Annotated in this window: 19 protein-coding genes and 1 tRNA gene; 7 read left to right on the top strand and 13 right to left on the bottom strand. The window is 69.1% G+C overall.

Features of this window, described 5'->3' with window-relative positions:
- Positions 1-8 precede the first annotated feature (8 nt).
- The 6 genes from CQ034_RS01790 to lysA all read right to left on the bottom strand — a co-directional run bounded on the left by CQ034_RS01790 (position 9) and on the right by lysA (position 7,404).
- Positions 9-416 (bottom strand): phage holin family protein, encoded by a 408-nt coding sequence (locus CQ034_RS01790; protein ID WP_029261871.1) that lies wholly within the window; start codon positions 414-416, stop codon positions 9-11.
- 28 nt (positions 417-444) lie between these two features.
- Positions 445-1,524, bottom strand: coding sequence for a peptide chain release factor 1 (prfA, locus tag CQ034_RS01785; RefSeq protein WP_029261872.1), 1,080 nt, complete (start codon positions 1,522-1,524; stop codon positions 445-447).
- Between the two features lie 11 nt (positions 1,525-1,535).
- A complete protein-coding gene (rho, locus tag CQ034_RS01780) occupies positions 1,536-3,530 on the bottom strand; it encodes a transcription termination factor Rho (protein ID WP_105709728.1) in 1,995 nt (664 codons plus the stop codon).
- 164 nt (positions 3,531-3,694) lie between these two features.
- Positions 3,695-4,657, bottom strand: a complete 963-nt coding sequence (gene thrB, locus CQ034_RS01775; RefSeq protein ID WP_105709727.1) for a homoserine kinase — start codon at positions 4,655-4,657, stop codon at positions 3,695-3,697.
- 2 nt (positions 4,658-4,659) lie between these two features.
- On the bottom strand, positions 4,660-5,964 hold the full coding sequence (locus CQ034_RS01770) for a homoserine dehydrogenase (RefSeq protein ID WP_105709726.1): 1,305 nt from the start codon (positions 5,962-5,964) through the stop codon (positions 4,660-4,662).
- Positions 5,965-5,985: 21 nt separating this feature from the next.
- A complete protein-coding gene (gene lysA / locus CQ034_RS01765; protein WP_105709725.1) occupies positions 5,986-7,404 on the bottom strand; it encodes a diaminopimelate decarboxylase in 1,419 nt (472 codons plus the stop codon).
- A 148-nt stretch (positions 7,405-7,552) separates the two neighbouring features.
- Here lysA and CQ034_RS01760 point away from each other — a divergent pair, with 148 nt between their 5' ends.
- Genes CQ034_RS01760 through CQ034_RS01745 form a run of 4 tightly spaced genes read left to right on the top strand, consistent with a single transcriptional unit; the run spans position 7,553 to position 10,851 of the window.
- Positions 7,553-8,599 carry a YihY/virulence factor BrkB family protein gene (locus tag CQ034_RS01760; protein ID WP_105709724.1) on the top strand — a complete coding sequence of 349 codons (1,047 nt, stop codon included), beginning with the start codon at positions 7,553-7,555 and terminating at the stop codon, positions 8,597-8,599.
- A 56-nt stretch (positions 8,600-8,655) separates the two neighbouring features.
- Complete coding sequence (locus CQ034_RS01755; protein WP_105709723.1) at positions 8,656-9,555, top strand: alpha/beta fold hydrolase; 900 nt, start codon at positions 8,656-8,658, stop codon at positions 9,553-9,555.
- Positions 9,533-10,117, top strand: a complete 585-nt coding sequence (locus CQ034_RS01750; protein WP_105709722.1) for a TetR/AcrR family transcriptional regulator — start codon at positions 9,533-9,535, stop codon at positions 10,115-10,117. The genes CQ034_RS01755 and CQ034_RS01750 overlap by 23 nt, the downstream gene beginning before the upstream one ends.
- Complete coding sequence (locus CQ034_RS01745) at positions 10,114-10,851, top strand: alpha/beta fold hydrolase (protein WP_258133954.1); 738 nt, start codon at positions 10,114-10,116, stop codon at positions 10,849-10,851. The genes CQ034_RS01750 and CQ034_RS01745 overlap by 4 nt, the downstream gene beginning before the upstream one ends.
- 19 nt (positions 10,852-10,870) lie before the next feature.
- Here the strand turns inward: CQ034_RS01745 and CQ034_RS01740 are convergent, their stop codons facing one another.
- Both CQ034_RS01740 and argS read right to left on the bottom strand, forming a co-directional pair.
- The gene (locus CQ034_RS01740) at positions 10,871-11,719 is read right to left on the bottom strand and encodes a DUF2993 domain-containing protein (protein WP_105709721.1); all 849 of its coding nucleotides are present in this window, start codon (positions 11,717-11,719) and stop codon (positions 10,871-10,873) included.
- 40 nt (positions 11,720-11,759) lie between these two features.
- The gene (gene argS / locus CQ034_RS01735; protein ID WP_105709720.1) at positions 11,760-13,424 is read right to left on the bottom strand and encodes an arginine--tRNA ligase; all 1,665 of its coding nucleotides are present in this window, start codon (positions 13,422-13,424) and stop codon (positions 11,760-11,762) included.
- Between the two features lie 92 nt (positions 13,425-13,516).
- On the opposite strand from argS, the gene CQ034_RS01730 reads away from it, so the two are divergent.
- Together CQ034_RS01730 and CQ034_RS01725 are read left to right on the top strand one after the other, a co-directional pair.
- Positions 13,517-14,332 carry an SGNH/GDSL hydrolase family protein gene (locus CQ034_RS01730; protein WP_258133953.1) on the top strand — a complete coding sequence of 272 codons (816 nt, stop codon included), beginning with the start codon at positions 13,517-13,519 and terminating at the stop codon, positions 14,330-14,332.
- Positions 14,333-14,348: 16 nt separating this feature from the next.
- A tRNA-Arg gene (locus tag CQ034_RS01725) sits at positions 14,349-14,421 on the top strand.
- 101 nt (positions 14,422-14,522) lie between these two features.
- On the opposite strand, the gene CQ034_RS01720 is transcribed toward CQ034_RS01725, so the two are convergent.
- The 3 genes from CQ034_RS01720 to CQ034_RS01710 form a co-directional block, all read right to left on the bottom strand.
- Positions 14,523-14,822 carry a DUF2188 domain-containing protein gene (locus CQ034_RS01720; protein ID WP_081860039.1) on the bottom strand — a complete coding sequence of 100 codons (300 nt, stop codon included), beginning with the start codon at positions 14,820-14,822 and terminating at the stop codon, positions 14,523-14,525.
- The gene (locus CQ034_RS01715) at positions 14,822-15,154 is read right to left on the bottom strand and encodes a sugar ABC transporter ATPase (protein ID WP_105709719.1); all 333 of its coding nucleotides are present in this window, start codon (positions 15,152-15,154) and stop codon (positions 14,822-14,824) included. Before CQ034_RS01715 ends, CQ034_RS01720 begins: the two co-directional genes overlap by 1 nt.
- Positions 15,155-15,295: 141 nt before the next feature.
- Positions 15,296-15,640, bottom strand: a complete 345-nt coding sequence (locus tag CQ034_RS01710) for a hypothetical protein (protein WP_146114785.1) — start codon at positions 15,638-15,640, stop codon at positions 15,296-15,298.
- 277 nt (positions 15,641-15,917) lie between these two features.
- Here CQ034_RS01710 and CQ034_RS01705 point away from each other — a divergent pair, with 277 nt between their 5' ends.
- The gene (locus CQ034_RS01705) at positions 15,918-16,871 is read left to right on the top strand and encodes an HAD family phosphatase (protein ID WP_105709717.1); all 954 of its coding nucleotides are present in this window, start codon (positions 15,918-15,920) and stop codon (positions 16,869-16,871) included.
- Between the two features lie 58 nt (positions 16,872-16,929).
- Here CQ034_RS01705 and CQ034_RS01700 read toward each other — a convergent pair whose 3' ends face one another.
- Together CQ034_RS01700 and CQ034_RS01695 are read right to left on the bottom strand one after the other, a co-directional pair.
- Positions 16,930-18,315, bottom strand: coding sequence for a hypothetical protein (locus CQ034_RS01700; protein ID WP_105709716.1), 1,386 nt, complete (start codon positions 18,313-18,315; stop codon positions 16,930-16,932).
- Between the two features lie 57 nt (positions 18,316-18,372).
- Positions 18,373-18,720, bottom strand: coding sequence for an SHOCT domain-containing protein (locus CQ034_RS01695; RefSeq protein ID WP_029261889.1), 348 nt, complete (start codon positions 18,718-18,720; stop codon positions 18,373-18,375).

Below are 18,720 nucleotides of genomic sequence, written 5' to 3'. Positions count from 1 at the left end.
CGGACAGCCTAGCGGCGTGTGGTCTTGACGGCCTCCACCTTCTTGCGAAGGAAGATGAGAGGAAGCAGGACGCTGCCGAGAGCGGTGATGAGCCACACGATCACCGAGCCGAGAAGCCAGCCGGTGAGGTCGGTGATGCGCAGTCCTCCAATGGGCAGCAGCACCACGATGATGAGCGAGATCAGCGTCGAGAAGATGCCGATGCCGCCCATGAGCACGGGCGCGTAGCGCGTGGCCATCTTGCCCACCCACGGCGCGAGGACGCTCTGCAGGATCGCGAAGATCAGTATGCAGATGACGAAGCCCCACCACTTGTCCCACTCGATCTGGAACCCGTCGAGGGCGAGGTCGGCGGCGATCAGGCCGAGACCGGCCGACACGACGTACATGAGGCCGCGGAACAGAAGTGTGATCACGGCCCGAGCATAGCGCTCGAGCGGCGCGTCAGGAGTCGGAACCGACCGCGGCGAGCCGCGCTTCCTCGTCTGCCGTGATCGCACTCTCGATCAGCGGATCGAGCGCTCCGTCCATGACCTGATCGAGGTTGTACGCCTTGAAGCCCGTGCGGTGATCCGCGATGCGGTTCTCGGGGAAGTTGTAGGTGCGGATGCGCTCAGAGCGGTCCATGCCTCGGATCTGCGATCGGCGGGCATCGGATGCCGCGGCGTCCAGCTCCTCCTGCTGACGCGCGAGCAGACGGGCACGCAGCACGCGCATACCCGCCTCGCGGTTCTGCAGCTGGGACTTCTCGTTCTGCATCGACACGACGATGCCGGTCGGCACGTGAGTGATGCGTACCGCAGAATCGGTCGTGTTCACCGACTGCCCACCCGGACCGGACGAACGGAACACATCGATCTTGAGGTCGTTCTGGTCGATGTGGATCTCTTCGGGCTCGTCAACCTCGGGGAAGACGAGCACGCCGGTCGTCGACGTGTGGATTCGCCCCTGCGACTCCGTCGCGGGCACACGCTGCACGCGGTGCACGCCCCCCTCGTACTTCAGGTGCGCCCACACGCCCTGGGCGGGGTCGGTCGAGGATCCCTTGATGGCGACCTGAACATCCTTGTAGCCGCCGAGGTCGGATTCGTTGCGCTCGAGCAGCTCGGTCTTCCACCCCTTGGACGCCGCGTACTGGATGTACATGCGCAACAGGTCGGCGGCGAACAGCGCAGACTCCGCGCCACCCTCCCCCGCCTTGATCTCCATGATCACGTCGCGGGCATCGTCCGGGTCGCGCGGGATCAGCAGGCGCCGCAGGCGTTCCTGTGCGGTCTGCAGCTCCTCTTCCATCGCCGGGATCTCGGCCGCGATCGACTCGTCCTCCCGCGCGAACTCGCGCGCGGTCTCCAGATCATCGGTCGCCGCGATCCAGGCCTCATACGCGGCGACGATGCGAGACAGCTCGGCATAGCGACGGTTCACGCGCTTCGCACGGGCAGCGTCGGCGTGCACCGCCGGGTCGGAGAGTTCCTCCTGCACCCGGCGATGCTCGTCGATCAGAGTCTGGACGGACTCGAACACGGCTCAGCCGCTCAGCGGATGTTGTTGTCGTGCCCGTGCGCGCCCGAGGGAAGCGTCGGGATCGACTTCTGCATCTGCACGAGGAACTCGACGTTCGAGTTGGTCTCCTTGAGCTTGCCGAGGACCACCTCGAGAGCCTGCTGCTGGTCGAGGCCGGCGAGGGCACGACGCAGCTTCCACGTGATCTTGACCTCGTCGGCCGAGAGCAGCATCTCTTCGCGACGGGTGCTCGACGCGTTCACGTCGACCGCAGGGAAGATGCGCTTGTCGGCGAGGGCGCGGGAGAGACGCAGCTCGCTGTTGCCGGTGCCCTTGAACTCCTCGAAGATGACCTCGTCCATCTTGGAGCCGGTCTCGACCAGCGCCGTGGCGAGGATCGTGAGGGATCCGCCGTTCTCGATGTTGCGCGCCGCGCCGAAGAACCGCTTGGGCGGGTACAGCGCCGACGCGTCGACGCCACCGGAGAGCACGCGGCCCGATGCCGGTGCAGCCAGGTTGTACGCACGTCCGAGGCGGGTGATCGAGTCGAGCAGCACGACGACGTCGCGTCCGAGCTCGACCAGGCGCTTCGCACGCTCGATGGCGAGCTCGGCGACCGTGGTGTGGTCTTCGGCCGGACGATCGAACGTCGAGGCGATGACCTCGCCCTTGACCGAGCGCTCCATGTCGGTGACCTCTTCGGGGCGCTCGTCGACGAGCACGACCATGAGGTGGACCTCGGGGTTGTTCTGCGCGATCGCGTTCGCGATCTGCTGCAGGACGATCGTCTTGCCGGCCTTGGGCGGCGCGACGATGAGACCGCGCTGGCCCTTGCCGACCGGGGCGACCAGGTCGATGATGCGCTGGGTGAGCTTCTCGGGGGCCGTCTCCATGCGGAGGCGCTCCTGCGGGTACAGCGGGGTGAGCTTGCCGAACTCCACACGCGTGGCCGCGTCGTCGACCGACAGACCGTTGATCGAGTCGACCTTGACCAGCGCGTTGTACTTCTGGCGCCCCTGCTGCTCGCCCTCGCGGGGCTGCTTGATCGAGCCGACGACGGCGTCGCCCTTGCGGAGGTTGTACTTCTTCACCTGGCCGAGCGAGACGTACACGTCGCTGGGGCCGGCGAGGTAGCCGGTGGTGCGCACGAAGGCGTAGTTGTCGAGCACGTCGAGGATGCCGGCGATCGGGATCAGGACGTCGTCCTCGCCGATCTCGGTGTCGAACTCATCGGTCGGGACACCGCTGCGGCGCTTGTTGCGCTGACGGTTGCGGTTGTTGCCGCCGGACTGGTCGTCATCGGCGGCGGGCTGTGCCTGCTGCTCCTGCGCTGCGCCGTTCTGACCACGCCCACGGTTGCGGCTGCGGCTGCGGTTGCGACCGCGGCCACCCTGCTCCTCGCCTCCGTCGGAGTCGTCGTCGCTGTTGTTGTTCTGCGCGTCGTTCTTCTGCGCGTCGTTGTTCTGCGCGTCGTTGTTCTGCGCGTTGTTCTTCTGCGCGTTGCTGTTCTGCGCGTTGCGGCCCCGTGCGTTGCCGTTCTGTGCGGGCTCAGCGGCGGCGGCGTCAGACGAGGCATCCGTAGCAGGCGCTGCATCCGCAGCTTCGGCCTCGGGGGCTGCGGTCTTCTGAGCGCCACGGCGCCCTCGGCCGGTCGACTTGGGCGCCGACTCCGCCGGCGCTTCTGCCGGAGCGGCATCCGCGGCCGGTGCCTCTGCCGGAGCGGCGTCTGCTGCCGGGGCCTCGGCGTCTGCCTTCTTGGCACGGCTGCGACGCGGTGCCTTCGCCTTGGGCGCGGCCTCCGTGGTCTCGGCCGACGCCTCGGCGGGCGCGGCTTCGGCCTTCGGCGCAGCCTCGGTCTTCGACGCGGGCTTCTCGGCCTTCGCCGCCTCGGCCTTCTCGGCCTTCGCTGCTGCCGTGGCGGTGCTGGCGCGGCGCGGCGCCCGCTTGCGTGCCGGTGCGGCCTCGGTCGCGGGTGCTTCGGACACCGAAGCGGACTGGTCGTTCTGGGTCTCGGAGAGGTTCTCCACGAGTACTCCCTTATATGTCATGGGGAATGAGCGTTGAACGCACACAACGGGTGCTGCGCGCGATCGCACGGGCTGACGCTCTGCGCCAGCCAGCCTCGGCACTTGTGCCACAGGGATTTGCGTGCGGGTCTTGCAAGAGTTGCAATGGGGCCAGATTCACGTAGTTACGTGGAGCCCTCCGCTCGAGTCCCCACTGTACCACCACGCACGTCGACGGCGAGCAGGAGTGCCTCCCACGGGGTGTCGGTGACTCGATCGGCCAACTCCACCGCGTCTTGACGGCTGCCCGGCCCGTCGGCCAGCACGAGCACGCTGGGGCCGGCGCCGGACACGACGGCCGCGAAGCCCGCCTTGCGCAGCGCCTGCACGAGCCGCTGGGTCTCGGGCATCGCCTCGGCGCGGTAGTCCTGGTGGAGTCGGTCGGCCGTCGCGTCGAGCAACAGCTCCGGACTCTGCATCAGGGCCGCGATCAGCAGCGCAGAGCGCGAGACATTGAACACCGCATCCGCCGTGGAGACGTGCGGAGGCTGCAGCGAACGCGCCTGCGAGGTCGACATCGTGTAGGCGGGGACGAGCACGAGGGGCGAGACGCCGCGGTGCACGAGCAGCTTCTTGTGCTGAGGTCCGCGCTCCCCCATCCACGCGATCGTCAGTCCGCCGAACAGGGCCGGGGCGACGTTGTCGGGATGCCCCTCGAGCTCGGTGGCGAGACGGAGGAGGTCGGCATCGTCGATCTCGACGTCGCCGTGGAGCAGTCCCTTCGCCGCGAGCACGCCGGCAGCGACGGCCGCACCCGAAGAACCGAGTCCGCGACCGTGCGGCACGCCGTTCTCGGCGATGATGCGCAGGCCGGGCATCGGACGGCCCGCGTCGGCGAACACGTACGCGATCGTGCGGACGATGAGGTTCGACTCGTCGCGCGGGATCTCGGCAGCACCGGAACCGGTCACCTCGATCTCGAGTTCACCGGCCGACAGCGCCGTGACCTGCAGGGTGTCGTAGATGCTGAGCGCCAGGCCGAGCGTGTCGAATCCGGGGCCGAGGTTCGCGCTCGTGGCAGGCACCCGCACCTCGACGGTGCGGCCTTCGACGGGGTTGCCCTCGGCGGGGGCGAGGGCTGACGCCATCGTCACTCGCCTTCCACCCGGAGCACCGAGACGACCCGGGCGACGACCGCGCTGTCGGCGAGAGCGTCGACCGTGGCGCTGAGAGCCTGCTCCGTCGCGCGGTGCGTGCCGATGATCAGGCGGGCGGTCGGCTCGTCTTCTCCCTCGACGGTCTGCACGACCGTCGCGACCGAGACTCCACCGTCGCTGAGGATTCCGGCGACCGTGGCGAGCACACCCGGCGCATCCGCGACCTCGAGGGTGATCTGGTACCGGGTGGTCACGTGTCCGATCGGGACGACCGGAAGGTTGGCCCTGGTCGACTCGCCGACCCCGACACCCCCGGCGATGTGACGGCGGGCGGCGGAGACGACGTCACCCAGCACGGCGGAGGCGGTCTGGACACCACCCGCTCCTGCGCCGTAGAACATCAGTGAGCCGGCGGCCTCGGCCTCGACGAAGACGGCGTTGTTGGCGCCGTGCACGGATGCGAGGGGGTGCGAGTTCGGCACGAGCGCCGGGTAGACGCGCACCGAGATCGACTCGGCGCCGTTGGCCTCGATGCGCTCGCACACCGCGAGCAGCTTGATGACGAAGCCCGCAGCGCGGGCCTCCTCGATCATGGACGGCGTGATCGAGGTGATGCCCTCACGGTAGACGGCCTCGAGTGGCACGGCGGTGTGGAACGCGAGGCTCGCCAGGATGGCGGCCTTCTGCGCAGCGTCGTAGCCCTCGACATCAGCGGTCGGGTCGGCCTCGGCGTAGCCCAGGCGCTGGGCGTCGGCGAGCACGTCGGCGAAGTCGGCACCCTCGGAGTCCATCCGGTCCAGGATGTAGTTCGTGGTGCCGTTCACGATGCCCATGATGCGCACCACCCGGTCACCGGCGAGCGAGTCGCGCAGCGGGCGGATGATCGGGATCGCTCCGGCGGCTGCGGCCTCGTAGTAGACGGACGCGCCCACACGGTCGGCGGCCTCGAACAGCTCGGGGCCGTGCGTGGCGAGCAGGGCCTTGTTGGCCGTGACGACGTCGGCGCCGGAGCCGATCGCCTGCAGGATGCTGGTGCGCGCCGGCTCGATGCCGCCGATCAGCTCGATCACGATGTCGGCGCCCAGGATCAGCGACTCGGCGTCGGTGGTGAAGAGCTCCTTGGGCAGGTCGACGTCACGCGGAGCGTCCACGTCGCGCACGGCGATGCCGGCGAGCTCCAGTTCCGCACCGGCACGGTCGGCCAGCTCGTCACCGTGGCGCAGCAGGAGCGCCGCGACCTGCGAGCCGACCGCTCCGGCACCCAGCAGTGCCACACGAAGTCGTCGGTATTCAGTCATGGTTGCTCCTTCGGAGGTGGGTCATTGGTCTCCCTCGGGGGCTTTCGCCCCGTCGATGCCCGCGTCGCGGGCCAGCACGTCGTCGACGGTCTCGCCGCGAACGATGACCGTCGAGTGTCCGTCGCGCACGGCGATCACCGGCGGACGCGGCACGTGGTTGTAGTTGCTCGCCAACGGGACGCAGTATGCGCCGGTGGCCGGCACGGCGAGCAGATCGCCCGGCACCAGATCGTCTGGCAGGTACTCGTGGTCGACCACGATGTCGCCGGATTCGCAGTGCTTGCCGACGACCCGACTGAGGCGAGGCTCGCCGGACCCCGCGCGCGAAGCGAGGCGCGCCGAGTACTGGGCGCCGTACAGCGCAGGACGCGCGTTGTCGCTCATGCCGCCGTCGACGCTCACGTACCGGCGCACGGCACCCGTCGCCACGGTCACGTCCTTGGTGGTGCCGACCTCGTAGAGGGTGACGCCCGCGGTGCCGACGATGGCACGGCCGGGCTCGAACGACAGGGCGGGAACGGGGATGCCGCGTGCGGCGCACCCCTCCGCGACCGAGGCGACGATCGCATCGGCGAGTTCCTCGATCGGGGTCGGGTCGTCGACGCGCGTGTAGGCGATGCCGAAGCCGCCGCCGAGGTTGAGCTGCGGGACCGGACCGCCTTCGAGCAGAGTGGCGTGCAGGTCGAGCACGCGGGACGCGGACTCGCGGAAGCCGGCGACGCCGAAGATCTGCGAACCGATGTGACAGTGCAGCCCGGCGAACACCAGACCGGGGATCTCGCGGATGCGCGCGACCGCCTTCTCTGCCTCCGGGAGCGGGAAACCGAACTTCTGGTCCTCGTGGGCCGTGGCGAGGAAGTCGTGGGTCTCGGCGTGCACGCCGCTGATCACGCGGACCAGCACGCGCTGGCTCGCACCGGTGCGCGCCGTGATCGCTGCGAGCCGTTCGATCTCGATGGCGCTGTCGACGATGATCGTCCCGACGCCGACCTCGACGGCACGCTCGAGCTCGGCGACCGACTTGTTGTTGCCGTGGAAACCGAGCGAAGCCGGCGCGACGCCGGCGGCGAGGGCGACTGCCAGCTCTCCCCCCGTGCAGACGTCGACGCGCAGCCCCTCGTCGACCATCCAGCGTGCGATCGTCGTGCACAGGAACGCCTTGCCCGCGTAGTACACCTGCGCGGTGGTGGAGTTGGCGGCGGCGGCGCGATCGAATGCGAGTCGGAACCGCCGTGCGCGCCCGCGCACCTCGTCTTCGTCGAGCACGAGCAGCGGCGTGCCATAGGTGCGGGCGAGGGCGGTGGCGCTGACACCGGCGATGTCGAGTACCCCATCGGCATCGCGCACTGCGGATGCCGGCCAGACGCCGTCGGCGAGGTCATTGGCGTCATCGGGCACGGTGAGCCATTCCGGAGCGAGCGAATCGGCAGGGAGAAGCACTGATCACCAATCGTGGGAAGGATCTCGGGCGGGGTCGCACACATCGAGGTTGACCCGATTCTAGGGCACCGGCCGCGTCTCCCTGGTCATGGTGACGCGCCGCGTCAAGCCCCTGCAACAGCCCGTCTCCGCCTCCTAGGGTGGGGGCGTGGCGAACACTGAAACGACGAAAGACTCCTCCGCGCGTCCGGGGCTGATCCCCCGCATCACCGGACCGGTCATCGCGTGGGCTCTCGCGCGCCGGCCGGTACGCGCGGCGCTGTTGTACACCGAGCGCCGGGGCCCGATGCTCGCCGACAGCGTCACCTATCGCGCGCTGTTCAGCGTGTTCGCGGGGGTGCTTCTGGGCTTCTCGATCGCGGCTCTGTGGCTCGCCGGGAACCCGGTGGCATGGCAGGCGATCATCGACGCCGTGCAGTCGGCCGTGCCCGGGCTCATCGGCAAGGACGGTGTGATCAAGACGAAGGACCTCCAGGCTCCCGCGTCCCTGTCGCTCGCCGGGATCATCTCGCTCATCGCTCTCGTCGGCGCGGCACTCGGTGCCATCGGCTCGCTCCGCACGGCCGTGCGGGTTCTCGCGGGCACGCTGCAGGACGACATCCTCTGGATCTGGGTGATCCTCCGCAACCTCGCACTGGCCATCGGCATCGGCCTGGCGTTCATCCTCTCGGCCGCCGTCACCTTCGTCGGACAGCTGGGTGTGTCGTGGATCGCTGACTTCCTCGGGCTACCCGCGGATGCGCCGGTCGTGGCCTGGACCGTGCGCCTGCTCTCCCTCGTCGTCGTGTTCGCTCTCGACACGGCGATCATCATCGGCGTGTTCCTCCTCCTCTCCGGGGTGCGACCGTCGAAGCGGTCTCTCTGGTCGGGAGCGCTGCTCGGCGCCGTGGGACTGCTGGTCCTGCAGGAGCTGTCCGGACTGTTCGTGGGAGGCGCGACGAGCAACCCGCTTCTCGCCTCCTTCGCCTCGCTGCTCGCGCTGCTGATCTGGTTGAACTTCTCGGCGCAGGTGATGCTGTTCGCGTGCGCGTACATCGTGACGGCCGAAGAGGAGAAGTCCGATCGCGTGCACGCCCGCTTCGCAGCGACGACCTTCGTCCAACGACGCCTGCAGCGCGCCGAGGTCGACGTCAAGGTCGCCACCGCGGAACTGCGCGCCGCGCAGGAGGCCGCGTCCGCCGAGAAGTCGGCCTAGCCCGCGCGTCTTCGTTGTGACCAGATCAGCTATTCTGGTCACAACGAGAGGACGACATGGACGCCCACCGCACAGTCATCGAACTCCCCCACGCCACGGTGTCAGCGCTGGAGTGGCGGCCGGTCGCGGAGACCGGCATCCCGGTGCTGCTCCTGCACGGCGGCGGAGCCGACAGCGCCGAGCTCTCCTGGGGCGAAGTCGGACCGGCCCTCACGCAGGCGGGGCACCGCGTCATAGCGCCGGACCATCCCGGCTTCGGACACAGCCCCCGGGCCGACTGGCCGCTCACGCAGGAGCTTCTCGTCCGACACGTCGGCGAGCTCGTCGACACACTCGCACTCAGCGACTACGCGATCGCCGGGCTCTCCCTCGGCGGAGGGATGACGGTCGGGCACCTGCTCGATCAGCCCGGCCGCGCTCGCACCGCCGTGCTCCTGGGCTGCTACGGTCTGATGCCCCGCCTCGCCGACGGTTTCCGCGGTCGCATCACCCATCTGATGTCTTTCCTCCTACTGCGCTCCGGGCTGCTGGGCGCGATGACCCGTTCGTACGCACGGAACCGCCCCGCAATGGAGCGCGGACTCCGCGACCTCGTGCGCAACCCGCAGGCGCGCAGTCCCGAGCTCGTCGATGCGGTCCTCGCCGAAGCCGCCGGCGGCTCGAGCCTGGAGACGTTCGGCCAGTGGCAGCGCGATCAGGTGCTCTGGAATCGACTGCGAACGGTCTACACGGATCAGCTCGCGAGCATCCGCACGCCCACGCTGCTGGTGCACGGCGATCGCGACACCGGAGTCCCCCTCGCTCGCATCGAGACGGCAGCCGCGCTGCTGCCATCGGCGACCTTGGAGGTCGCGCACGGCGCCGGCCACTGGGTGCAGCGCGACCGCCCCGACAGCGTCATCCCGGCGATGCTCGAACAGCTGAGGAGTGCCGATGCCCCGACCACGCGTTCCTGACCGACGCGCGCGCATCCTCGATGCGGCCCGAACACTCGTGCTCGCGCACGGCTTCGATGCCATGAGCGTCGCCGCCATCGCCGAGCGCGCCGGCATCGCCAAGGGTGCCGTGTATCTGGAGTTCGCCGGCAAGCGTGAAATCCTCGACGCCCTGCTGCTGCAGGGCAACGTGCGCATGGCCGACCGGGTCCGAAGCGAGCTGGGTGACCATCCTCGTCTCAGCGACGCCTGTCGGGCGACGGCTCGGGCGCTGCTCGACGACCCGCTGATGACCGCTGCGTTCCTCGACGATCGGGGCATCCTCGGCTCCCACGTGATGGAGGAGACCGATGGTCGCTACCGCGAGCGTCATCAGCGGGTCGTGCAGTGGTTCCGTGAGCTGCAGGAGCGCGGGCTGATCGTCACGGATGTCGATCCACGCACACTTGCTCTGGCGCTGTCGAGCACGACGATCGGACTGCTGTCGGCGGCACGACTGCTCGGTCCGCTCGGCCCCGCCCTGCTGGAGGGCACGATCGACACCATCGGGCGGATGGCCGCGGCCTTCGAGACGGAGACATGATGCACCTGGAGACCTTCGGGCGTGCGGGCGAACCACCGCTGCTGCTCCTGCACGGCGGGGGCGTCGCCGGATGGATGTGGGAGCCGATGCGCGCCCACCTGCCTCCGCAGGCGCGGGTGCTGGTGCCGGACCTCCCGGGTCACGGGCGCAGCGCGGCGGAGGACTACGCCTCCCACCACGACACCGTCGAACTGCTCACGCAGATCCTCGAGGGCGAGGGCCGCCCGGCCACGGTCGCGGGCTTCTCGCTCGGTGCACAGCTCGCCGTGCTGCTCGCGGCTCTGCGACCCGACCTCGTCGAACGGGTCGTCGTGATCAGCGCACAGGCCGTGCCCCTGCGCATGACCGGACCGACTCTGGCACTGCTCGGCGCGACCGCAGGGCTCGCGAAGAACGAGAAGTTCGCGCGATTGCAGGCCCGGGAGCTCTTCGTACCGGAGTCGCACATGGCCGACTACCTGCAGACATCGTCGGCCCTTTCCCGGGAGACGCTGCTCACCTCGGTCGAGGAGAACCTGCGATTCGTGCCGCCTGCGGACTGGGCGACATTCCCCGGGTCGGCACTGATCCTGGTCGGAGCCGCGGAGAAGAAGCTCATGAGGCGCTCGGCCGCGGCGCTGCACGCAGCACTCCCCCACAGCACGATCGAGGTCGTCGACGGCTGCGGACACGGCATCCCGCTGCAGAGACCCGAATGGCTCGCGCGGCGCATCACGGAGGCACGCGGCGGATGACCGTGCTGCTCCGAGCGGTTCAGCTCGGACAGACACCCTTCTCCTGCAGCGACGTGTCGGTGACGATCGCGCCGTCGACGTCGATGTCGATCACTGCTGCACCGTCGACGATCTCCAACCCGGTGAGGGTGAGTCCGGCCGGCAGCTGATCGGCGATGCACACCCGCTGCGGTTGTGTCAGGCCCTCGCCGAGCGACCCCAGCGTCGAGCCGACCTGGTCGAGGTCGATGTCGAGTCCACCGATGCTCGCAGCGACCGGCGTGAGCTCCAGGTCGCCCTCCACGGCACCGGGCGTGAGGGTCAGAGAGAGCGGCACAGCGGCCCCGAAAACGCTGATCGAGCCGCTCACCGTCGCGTTCGGCGCCGCGAACTCGACCGACTCGACGGGCAGCTCGGTGCCGGCGAGCAGGGAGGTGAACTCCGCCTGATCGATGCGGATCGTTCCCGCGGCTCCGCCGAGGTCGCCGCCGCGCAGCGGGACTACGGTCGCGGTGACCTCGGCCGCGCCAGTGACGCCCTCCAGCGTCACCGAGTCCGTCGACAGGTGCAGGGTGTCGAGGGAACCGCCGATGAGCTGCGGGAGCAACAGGCCCTGCGTCTCCACGTCGAGCTGCTGATCGGCGGGGAGATCCAGCTGCTCGATGACGATCGACCGCACGATCCCCGGGAGCACCGCGCGCGCGATGAACTCGGCGGCGACCACGAGCAGCGCCAACACGACCACCACGATCAGCAGCACCCACGGCCAGCGGCGGCGTGTGCGCGGAGCGGCATCGGCCTGCTGATCGGCGCCGTCCCTCGGGATCACGAGCGTCGGATGCTCGGCCGAGGCGTCCGGATACGGCAGGGTGTGGTTGTCGTCGCTCATGCCTGCCATCCTGCCGTACCCGACCGGACGGACGCGCGCATCACATGCGCTCGGGGGCGCTCACTCCGAGGAGATCGAGACCGTTGCGGAACACCTGTCCGGCGGCGTCGTTCAGCCACAGACGCGTGCGGTGCACGGTCTCGACCGGATCGTCACCCTGCGGGATCACACGGCAGTTGTCGTACCAGCGGTGGTAGAGCCCTGCGAGCTCCTCGAGGTAGCGGGCGACGCGGTGCGGCTCACGGACCTCGGCGGCGAATGCGACGATGCGCGGGAACTCCTGCAGCGCTCCCAGCAGAGCGGCCTCGGATTCGTGCGTCAGCGTCTCCGGCGCGAACTCCGAGCGATCCACGCCCGAGTCGGCCGCATTCCGCGCGACGTTGTGCGTGCGGGCGTGGGCGTACTGCACGTAGAAGACCGGATTGTCGTTCGTGCGCTTCTGCAGCAGCTCGGGGTCCAGATCCAGCGGCGAGTCCGCGGGCGAGCGCTCCAGCGAGTACCGCAGCGCGTCGGTGCCCAGCCAGTCGAGCAGGTCGTCCATCTCGATGATGTTGCCCGCGCGCTTGCTGAGGCGGGCGCCGTTGATCGAGACCATCTGCCCGATCAGTACCTGGACGTTCTTCTCCGGGTCTTCACCCGCTGCTCCCGCGACCGCCTTCAGACGGTGCACGTAGCCGTGGTGGTCGGCGCCGAGAAGGTAGATCTTGTTCTGGAAGCCGCGGTCGCCCTTGTTCAGGTAGTACGCGGCGTCAGCGGCGAAGTAGGTGTACTCGCCGTTCGAGCGACGGATCACGCGGTCCTTGTCATCGCCGAAGTCGGTCGTGCGCACCCAGACGGCGCCATCCTCATCGAAGACGTGTCCCTGCTCGCGCAGGCGGTCGACGGCCTGATCGATCAGGCTCGTGCCCGATGCATCCTTCGCGTGCAGCGTGCGCTCGGAGAACCAGACATCGAACGGCACGTTGAATCGATCGAGCGAGCTCTTGATCTCGGCGAGCTGGAACTCGTAGGCGAGCTCGAGCGCGACCGACGACTGCTCGCTCTCGGGAAGCTGCAGCAAGTCGGGACGTGCCTCGAGCACCCGGCCGGCGAGTGTTACGATGTACGCACCGGGATAGCCCCCCTCGGGCGTCGGCTCTCCCTTGGCGGCCGCGAGGATGGAGACGGCGAAGCGGTCCATCTGCGCTCCCGCGTCGTTGATGTAGTACTCGCGCACCGCACGCGCGCCGCTTGCGAGCAGCAGACGAACGATCGAGTCGCCGAGCGCCGCCCAACGGGTGTGCGCGATGTGGAGAGGCCCGGTCGGGTTCGCGGAGACGAACTCGACGTTCACACTGACGCCCTCCTGCGACATGTTCGTACCGTAGGCCGTGCCGGCGTCGACGATGACCTTGGCCAGCGCACCCGCGGCGGCGGCATCGAGACGGATGTTGATGAACCCGGGGCCGGCGACCTCCGCGCTCGCGATGCCGTCGACAGCGGCGAGACCGTCGGCGATCTGCTGCGCGAGCTCGCGCGGGTTCGTGCCGAAAGGCTTCGCGAGCCGCATGGCGATGTTCGATGCCCAGTCGCCGTGGTCGCGGTTGCGCGGACGCTCCAGCACGATGTCCTTCACGGAGACCCCGAGCGGCTCGCCGGGACGTCGTTCCTCGGCGATAGGAGCGAGGACGGCGAGGACAGCGGCGGCGAGGGATTCGGGGTTCATAGCCCCCTCAGTTTACGGGTCGGCGACCGGCCGTCCGACGGCGCGGGGCGCGCGGAATTCGCAATCGGCGCGCAGTGATCTACTCTCATCCCATGAAGGCCCCCGCCACCCGTCGTCGACTGCGCACCGCAGGGGTCGCCATCGCCCTCCTCCTCGCCGTCGCGGCAGGCGTCGTCGGCATGTGGCGGCCATGGACGCCACCGCCCTCCGCCGCCCCCGTGGGAGCCCCGGCCGCGGCCGCCGGCACGGCCTCCGAAGCCATCGCGCCGGCTCCCCTCACATTGCCGGACCACCCGACCGTTCTGGTGTTCGGAGACAGCTGGACCTACGGCTCGGCGGCGACCGTCCCGACGCTCGGCTACGCGTACCTCTTGGCCGATCTGATCGGCGGCGAGACGATCGTGGACGGCGTCCGGGGCAGCGGTTACCTCAAGCCCGGCCTCGACGGCCCGACCTTCGGAGAGCGCATCGCGGCACTCGACCCCTCGCTCGCACCCGACCTCGTGATCATCCAGGGCTCGATCAACGACCGGGCACAGGGCGTCGAGGGTTACCGTGAGGCCGTGACCTCGGCGTGGGACGCCCTGGCCGCCACGCATCCGGACGCGGTCATCGTCGTGCTGGGACCGGCACCGCACGAGCTGCCGGTCGGGGCTGCGACCGCGCGCATCGACACGGATCTCGGCGAACTCGCCGGGGCCCGCGGCTGGTGGTACCTCTCCCCCATCGCCCGGAACTGGATCACCGAGCAGAACTACCTCGATGTGATCGACGTCGAGGTGGGGCGCAAGCATCCGTCCACCGACGGCCACCGGTATCTGGCAGAGAAGCTCGCCGCAGCACTCGAAGAGCTGCGCGCCGCGCCGGTCACCGAAGCGGGTGGGTCGGAGACGACCCCCGACGAGTGATATTGTCGATCGGTACGCCTCCGTAGCTCAGTGGATAGAGCGCCGGTTTCCGGTACCGTAGGTCGCAGGTTCGACTCCTGTCGGGGGCACACAGACCAACTGCACAACGACGAAACCCCGCCTGATCCAGGCGGGGTTTCGTCGTTGTGCACGTGGCGACGCCGACGGCTGACGCACTCCCTCACGCGGATCAGCCGGACGGGTTCTCCAGCGGGAACCCGTTCTCGTCCGTCGTGTCCGTCCCCGCCCCGGTGGAAGGCTTCTCCCCCACGACAGCCACATCATCCTCCGGCGCACCGCCGTCGGTGATCGTTCCCGTCGGCTCGCTGTCTTCGACCACGTGCTTCGCGCCGCGCTCCGCGGCGAGCGCCTCACCCTCCTCGATCGCCTCGTCGCGGCTGCTGTAGCTGCGCGAGAGTTCCGGAGCGCTCTCGACCTCATTCACCCACTGGCCGTTCTTCGACCTCGTGACTATCCGCAGCGCGTTCATCAGATGTCTCCGGTCCCGAGGTCGCCCTCGCCGTCCTCACCGATTTCGGCAAGGAGGGGGTCGTCCCCCTGGCTCTCCGGCTGCAACGCGGATCGGGGAAGGTCATCCGCGGGTACCTCGTCGTCTGGAGCAGCGAGCTCATCCGGGTCGGCGCCCGTGGCGGTCGCCGGGTCGAGCACATCGTCGGTCGCCCCTCCATCGAGCGCCGTCGTCTGCTCCCACTCGGCCTGAGCCGGGTCACGGCCGTCCCCGACGGCTGTGGCATCCGCATCGCGCAGCGGCTGCACGGCATCCGCTCCGACTTCCGAAACGCCATCCGGTGTCGATTCCATCTCTCCTCCTTCGTCTCGGCGTCTTCGTCGCCGAATCGGCGACCACGATCAGTCTCACCCGACCGGACGATGAGGAGCAGGGGGTTGAGCGCACCGGACGAAGCGGCTATCTTCCGAACCGCCCGCGCGTCACCCACCTCGTCACATCAGGGCGGAGTCGTACCCGTCCGGCGACTCCGGCTCGTCGCCCGGCTCGAACGCCGGTCCGGCCTTCGGCGTGAGCGCGTGTGCGCGCGCGAGCAGTCGTTTCGCTGCGCCTTCGTCGTCATCGAGCTCCGGTGCCAGGCCGGCGTCGACCACGGCGATGGGAAGCGTCGTTCCGAGCGCAAGACGGACGTACGAACGCTCGCCGCCCGACCCGACGATGGGGATGTCGACGACGTCGGTACGTCGCTCCTCCGTCAACGCCAGCCAGTACTGCACCACCGCATCGGCCGTCGCGTCGCCGGTCAGATAGCTTCCGACCTGGGTGATGAGTGTCTTCATGGTCACTCCCTCGACTCGTCCGGATGCTTCGCCGCCGGGTCCGTGGCGGCGCTTTCACACTAGGTGGAGCCATCCCCGCACATGACCCCCTTGCGATTTCGGCCTCGCGGTGATTCAGTACGGATCCTCGACCGACGGTGACCCGGCTGGACGTACACATCGCGGCCCTACGGTCGACGGCATCGCCCCCACCGGGTGACCGATGACTGTGCGACGACACCGCGGGTGCGACCCTGGAGGCGATTGCCGCCCACTCATCGAGACGCGAGGACCCGACATGACCGATCACAGCTCTCTCCCCTCTTGGCGCGACACCCGCACGCGCAGAGACATCGAGGCCTTCGTCGCCTCCGTCGCGGAGGGCCCGGATGCGGTGCCGGTCGAGGAGCGCATCGCCGTGTTCGACAACGACGGCACACTGTGGTCCGAGAAGCCGATGCCCACGCAACTGCACTACGTGGTCGAGCAATGGCGCGCGGCTGCGGAACGTGCGCCGGAGCTCGCGGAGCGGCAACCGTACCTCGCCGCGGTGAGCGGCGACTTCGGCTGGCTGAGCACGGCGATCGACAAGCACTACAGCGGTGACGACTCCGACCTGAAGACCATCATCCAGGCGCTCGTCGGCCTCACCGATGGAATGAGCGTGGAGGACTACGCGCTCTCTGTCGGGGAGTTCTATCGCACGGCGCAGCATCCGGCCCTGAAGCGGCCGTACGCCGACGCCGTCTACCAGCCGATGGTCGAGTTGCTTCGGTACCTGGAGAGCCACGGCTTCACCTGCTACATCGTGTCGGGCGGCGAGCGCGACTTCATGCGACCGATGACGCAGGCCAACTACGGCATCCCGCCGGAGCGCGTCGTGGGCTCGGCCTTCGGTCTCACCTGGGACGACGCCGACGCGACCGTGAAGTACTCGTCATCCCTCGCATTCTTCGACGACGGACCCGAGAAGCCGGTGCGCATCTGGAGCCGCATCGGCCGACGGCCGCTGTTCGCCGGCGGCAACTCGAACGGCGACACGGCCATGCTCGACTTCGCCCGCAAGGGACCCCGCCCCGGATTCGCGATCCTGATCCACCACGACGACCCCGACCGCGGCGACGCACCCTACGACGCGGGCGCGGAGAAGGCGCTCGCTGCCGCCGATGACGCCGGGTACACCGTCGTGAGCGTCAAGGACGACTGGGCGACCGTGTTCCCCCAGGCCGCTTCCGAGGTCGACGGCGCCTGAACGACGCAAGAGGATGCCCGGGGAGCGCGGCTCTCCGGGCATCCTCCTGCGTGGCGGCTCACGAAGCGGCGGTGACCACCGGAGATTCCGGGTCGGCGGTCTCGATCCCCATGCCATCCGTCTCGGGCGTCCCCGGGGCATCCAGGGGATCCGCCTCCGCGGTCGGGCGCCGCAGCAGCTCGATCAGGATCATGAAGACGATCAGTCCGATCGTCACGCCGACCACCGTCCCGAACGAGACGGGTCGCGTCACGATCAGGATGAGCAGTGCGAGAGCCATGCCGACGATGACGATGGGTCCGTGGAACCTATCCACCGCGAGACCGAATCGTCCGGTGGACAGTCCCCGTCGCTCCCAGGTCCCGCGCACCGCGGAGAAGCCGCTCTCGAGGACACCACGAGTGGCCCCGGCGCTGCGGCTCGAACCGGCGAGCCACGCCCACACCGCGATGAGCACGCCGACCATCGCCAGCGCGACGATCGTCGAGCTGAGCAGCGAGGTGACCTCGTCGAACAGGGCTTGTGCGGCGGCCGACGTCATGATCGACGGGCTCACGGCCCCGATGAAGAACGTCCGCCCGATGCCCATGCCTGCGGAGAGCAGGAGGAAGGCGACCGCGAACGCGGCACTGGTCCAGAAGAGCGCGCGCGGGCGGTTCCGGGCGATCAGGATGCCGGCGACCACGAGGCCGAGCACGACCCAGGGCAGCCAGAACCCTGCGGCGACGGCGATCTGGTAGACGGTCCGCACGAGCACCAGAGCGTCCGCCTGGGCGATCGGGATCGATCGGTCGATCTCCGGGATCAGATCGGCGAAGCCGACACCGCGCTCGGCCAGCACCGACTTGACCCGCTCGACGACGAGGCCGAGGTCGATCGAGAGCACCCCGTCGTCCGCCAGCTGCAGCGCGGTGTCCGGGCTGTTCTGCATGATCGCGACAGCGCGCTCGTGGGTGAAGCGCAGCGACTGCGCCCAGATATCGGCGAACTGGTCCGAGGCGACGACGTCGTGGATCACCCCGTCGACGAGGGATGTCAGTCCGCTCGCCGCCGGCGCCTCCAGGAGGGTCAGCGCCGATGCCGCGCGCGGCGGCAGATCGAGCTCGCGTAGTCCGTCGAACACCTCGCCGACCACAGCCGTGAGGTCGACCTGCTCCTGGATGGCGGCGCTGGCCTGAGCGGCGACGAAGTCCTGCACGTCCGGATCCTCGGCCAGGGGCGCGAACGTCGCCACGAACCGATCGGCGTCGACCAGCTGCAGGCGCGCCCACGTTCCCATCGCCGCGATCGGCGCGAGCAGCACCGCCACGGCGAGCACGATTCCGGCGACGATGCTCCTGCCCACCGGTCGGCGACGAGGCTTCTCTCGAGTCTCGCTCTTGAGTGTCTGGTTCTCCTGTTCGAGGAGGAGCACCCGGGCTCGCAGATCATCCAGTTCACTCATTCGCTCTCCTCCTCGTGCGGTCGCGTCGCTCGCGTGTGCCGACGACGGCCAGACCTCTCAACTCAGGAGCTTCTGCTTTGCCGCAGCGAACTCCGTCTCGGACAGCACGCCGGCGTCCTTCAGCGACGCCAGCTGCTGCAGCTTCGCGATCAGATCATCCGTCCCGGCCGGCGCACCCGCCTGTACCGGCGGAGCCGCATACTGGGCTGCCGCGTTCTGCGCGGCGGCGTCGACCTGCGCCTGCTGCTGAGCGGCTTCGTACTGCTGCTGCTCGTACTGCCCCTGCGCACGCTCCTGCTGATGCCGCGACATCGCACCGCCGACCGCCGACGCCGTTCCCGCTACCACCGCGGTCCTGGCGGCCAGTCCGATCAGTCCCGGGCGACCGAATCTTCTCAAGGGCAT

The organism is Microbacterium sp. MYb45 (genome assembly GCF_002979655.1).
In the GTDB taxonomy this organism is placed as follows: Bacteria; Actinomycetota; Actinomycetes; order Actinomycetales; family Microbacteriaceae; genus Microbacterium.
The sequence above is the reverse complement of the archived record's forward strand: the minus strand, read 5'-3'. Positions and strand labels throughout refer to the sequence as shown.

What these genes read in the sequence shown, in the direction of transcription:
- CQ034_RS01750 (WP_105709722.1), top strand. Translation starts at nt 9,533, where the DNA reads ATGCCCCGACCACGCGTTCCTGACCGACGCGCGCGCATCCTCGATGCG.
- CQ034_RS01740 (WP_105709721.1), bottom strand. Translation starts at nt 11,719, where the DNA reads ATGAGCGACGACAACCACACCCTGCCGTATCCGGACGCCTCGGCCGAG.
- argS (WP_105709720.1), bottom strand. Translation starts at nt 13,424, where the DNA reads ATGAACCCCGAATCCCTCGCCGCCGCTGTCCTCGCCGTCCTCGCTCCT.
- CQ034_RS01720 (WP_081860039.1), bottom strand. Translation starts at nt 14,822, where the DNA reads ATGAACGCGCTGCGGATAGTCACGAGGTCGAAGAACGGCCAGTGGGTG.
- CQ034_RS01705 (WP_105709717.1), top strand. Translation starts at nt 15,918, where the DNA reads ATGACCGATCACAGCTCTCTCCCCTCTTGGCGCGACACCCGCACGCGC.
- CQ034_RS01755 (WP_105709723.1), top strand. Translation starts at nt 8,656, where the DNA reads ATGGACGCCCACCGCACAGTCATCGAACTCCCCCACGCCACGGTGTCA.
- CQ034_RS01770 (WP_105709726.1), bottom strand. Translation starts at nt 5,964, where the DNA reads ATGACTGAATACCGACGACTTCGTGTGGCACTGCTGGGTGCCGGAGCG.
- CQ034_RS01745 (WP_258133954.1), top strand. Translation starts at nt 10,114, where the DNA reads ATGATGCACCTGGAGACCTTCGGGCGTGCGGGCGAACCACCGCTGCTG.
- CQ034_RS01700 (WP_105709716.1), bottom strand. Translation starts at nt 18,315, where the DNA reads ATGAGTGAACTGGATGATCTGCGAGCCCGGGTGCTCCTCCTCGAACAG.
- CQ034_RS01730 (WP_258133953.1), top strand. Translation starts at nt 13,517, where the DNA reads ATGAAGGCCCCCGCCACCCGTCGTCGACTGCGCACCGCAGGGGTCGCC.
- CQ034_RS01710 (WP_146114785.1), bottom strand. Translation starts at nt 15,640, where the DNA reads ATGAAGACACTCATCACCCAGGTCGGAAGCTATCTGACCGGCGACGCG.
- thrB (WP_105709727.1), bottom strand. Translation starts at nt 4,657, where the DNA reads ATGGCGTCAGCCCTCGCCCCCGCCGAGGGCAACCCCGTCGAAGGCCGC.
- CQ034_RS01715 (WP_105709719.1), bottom strand. Translation starts at nt 15,154, where the DNA reads ATGGAATCGACACCGGATGGCGTTTCGGAAGTCGGAGCGGATGCCGTG.
- CQ034_RS01695 (WP_029261889.1), bottom strand. Translation starts at nt 18,720, where the DNA reads ATGCCCTTGAGAAGATTCGGTCGCCCGGGACTGATCGGACTGGCCGCC.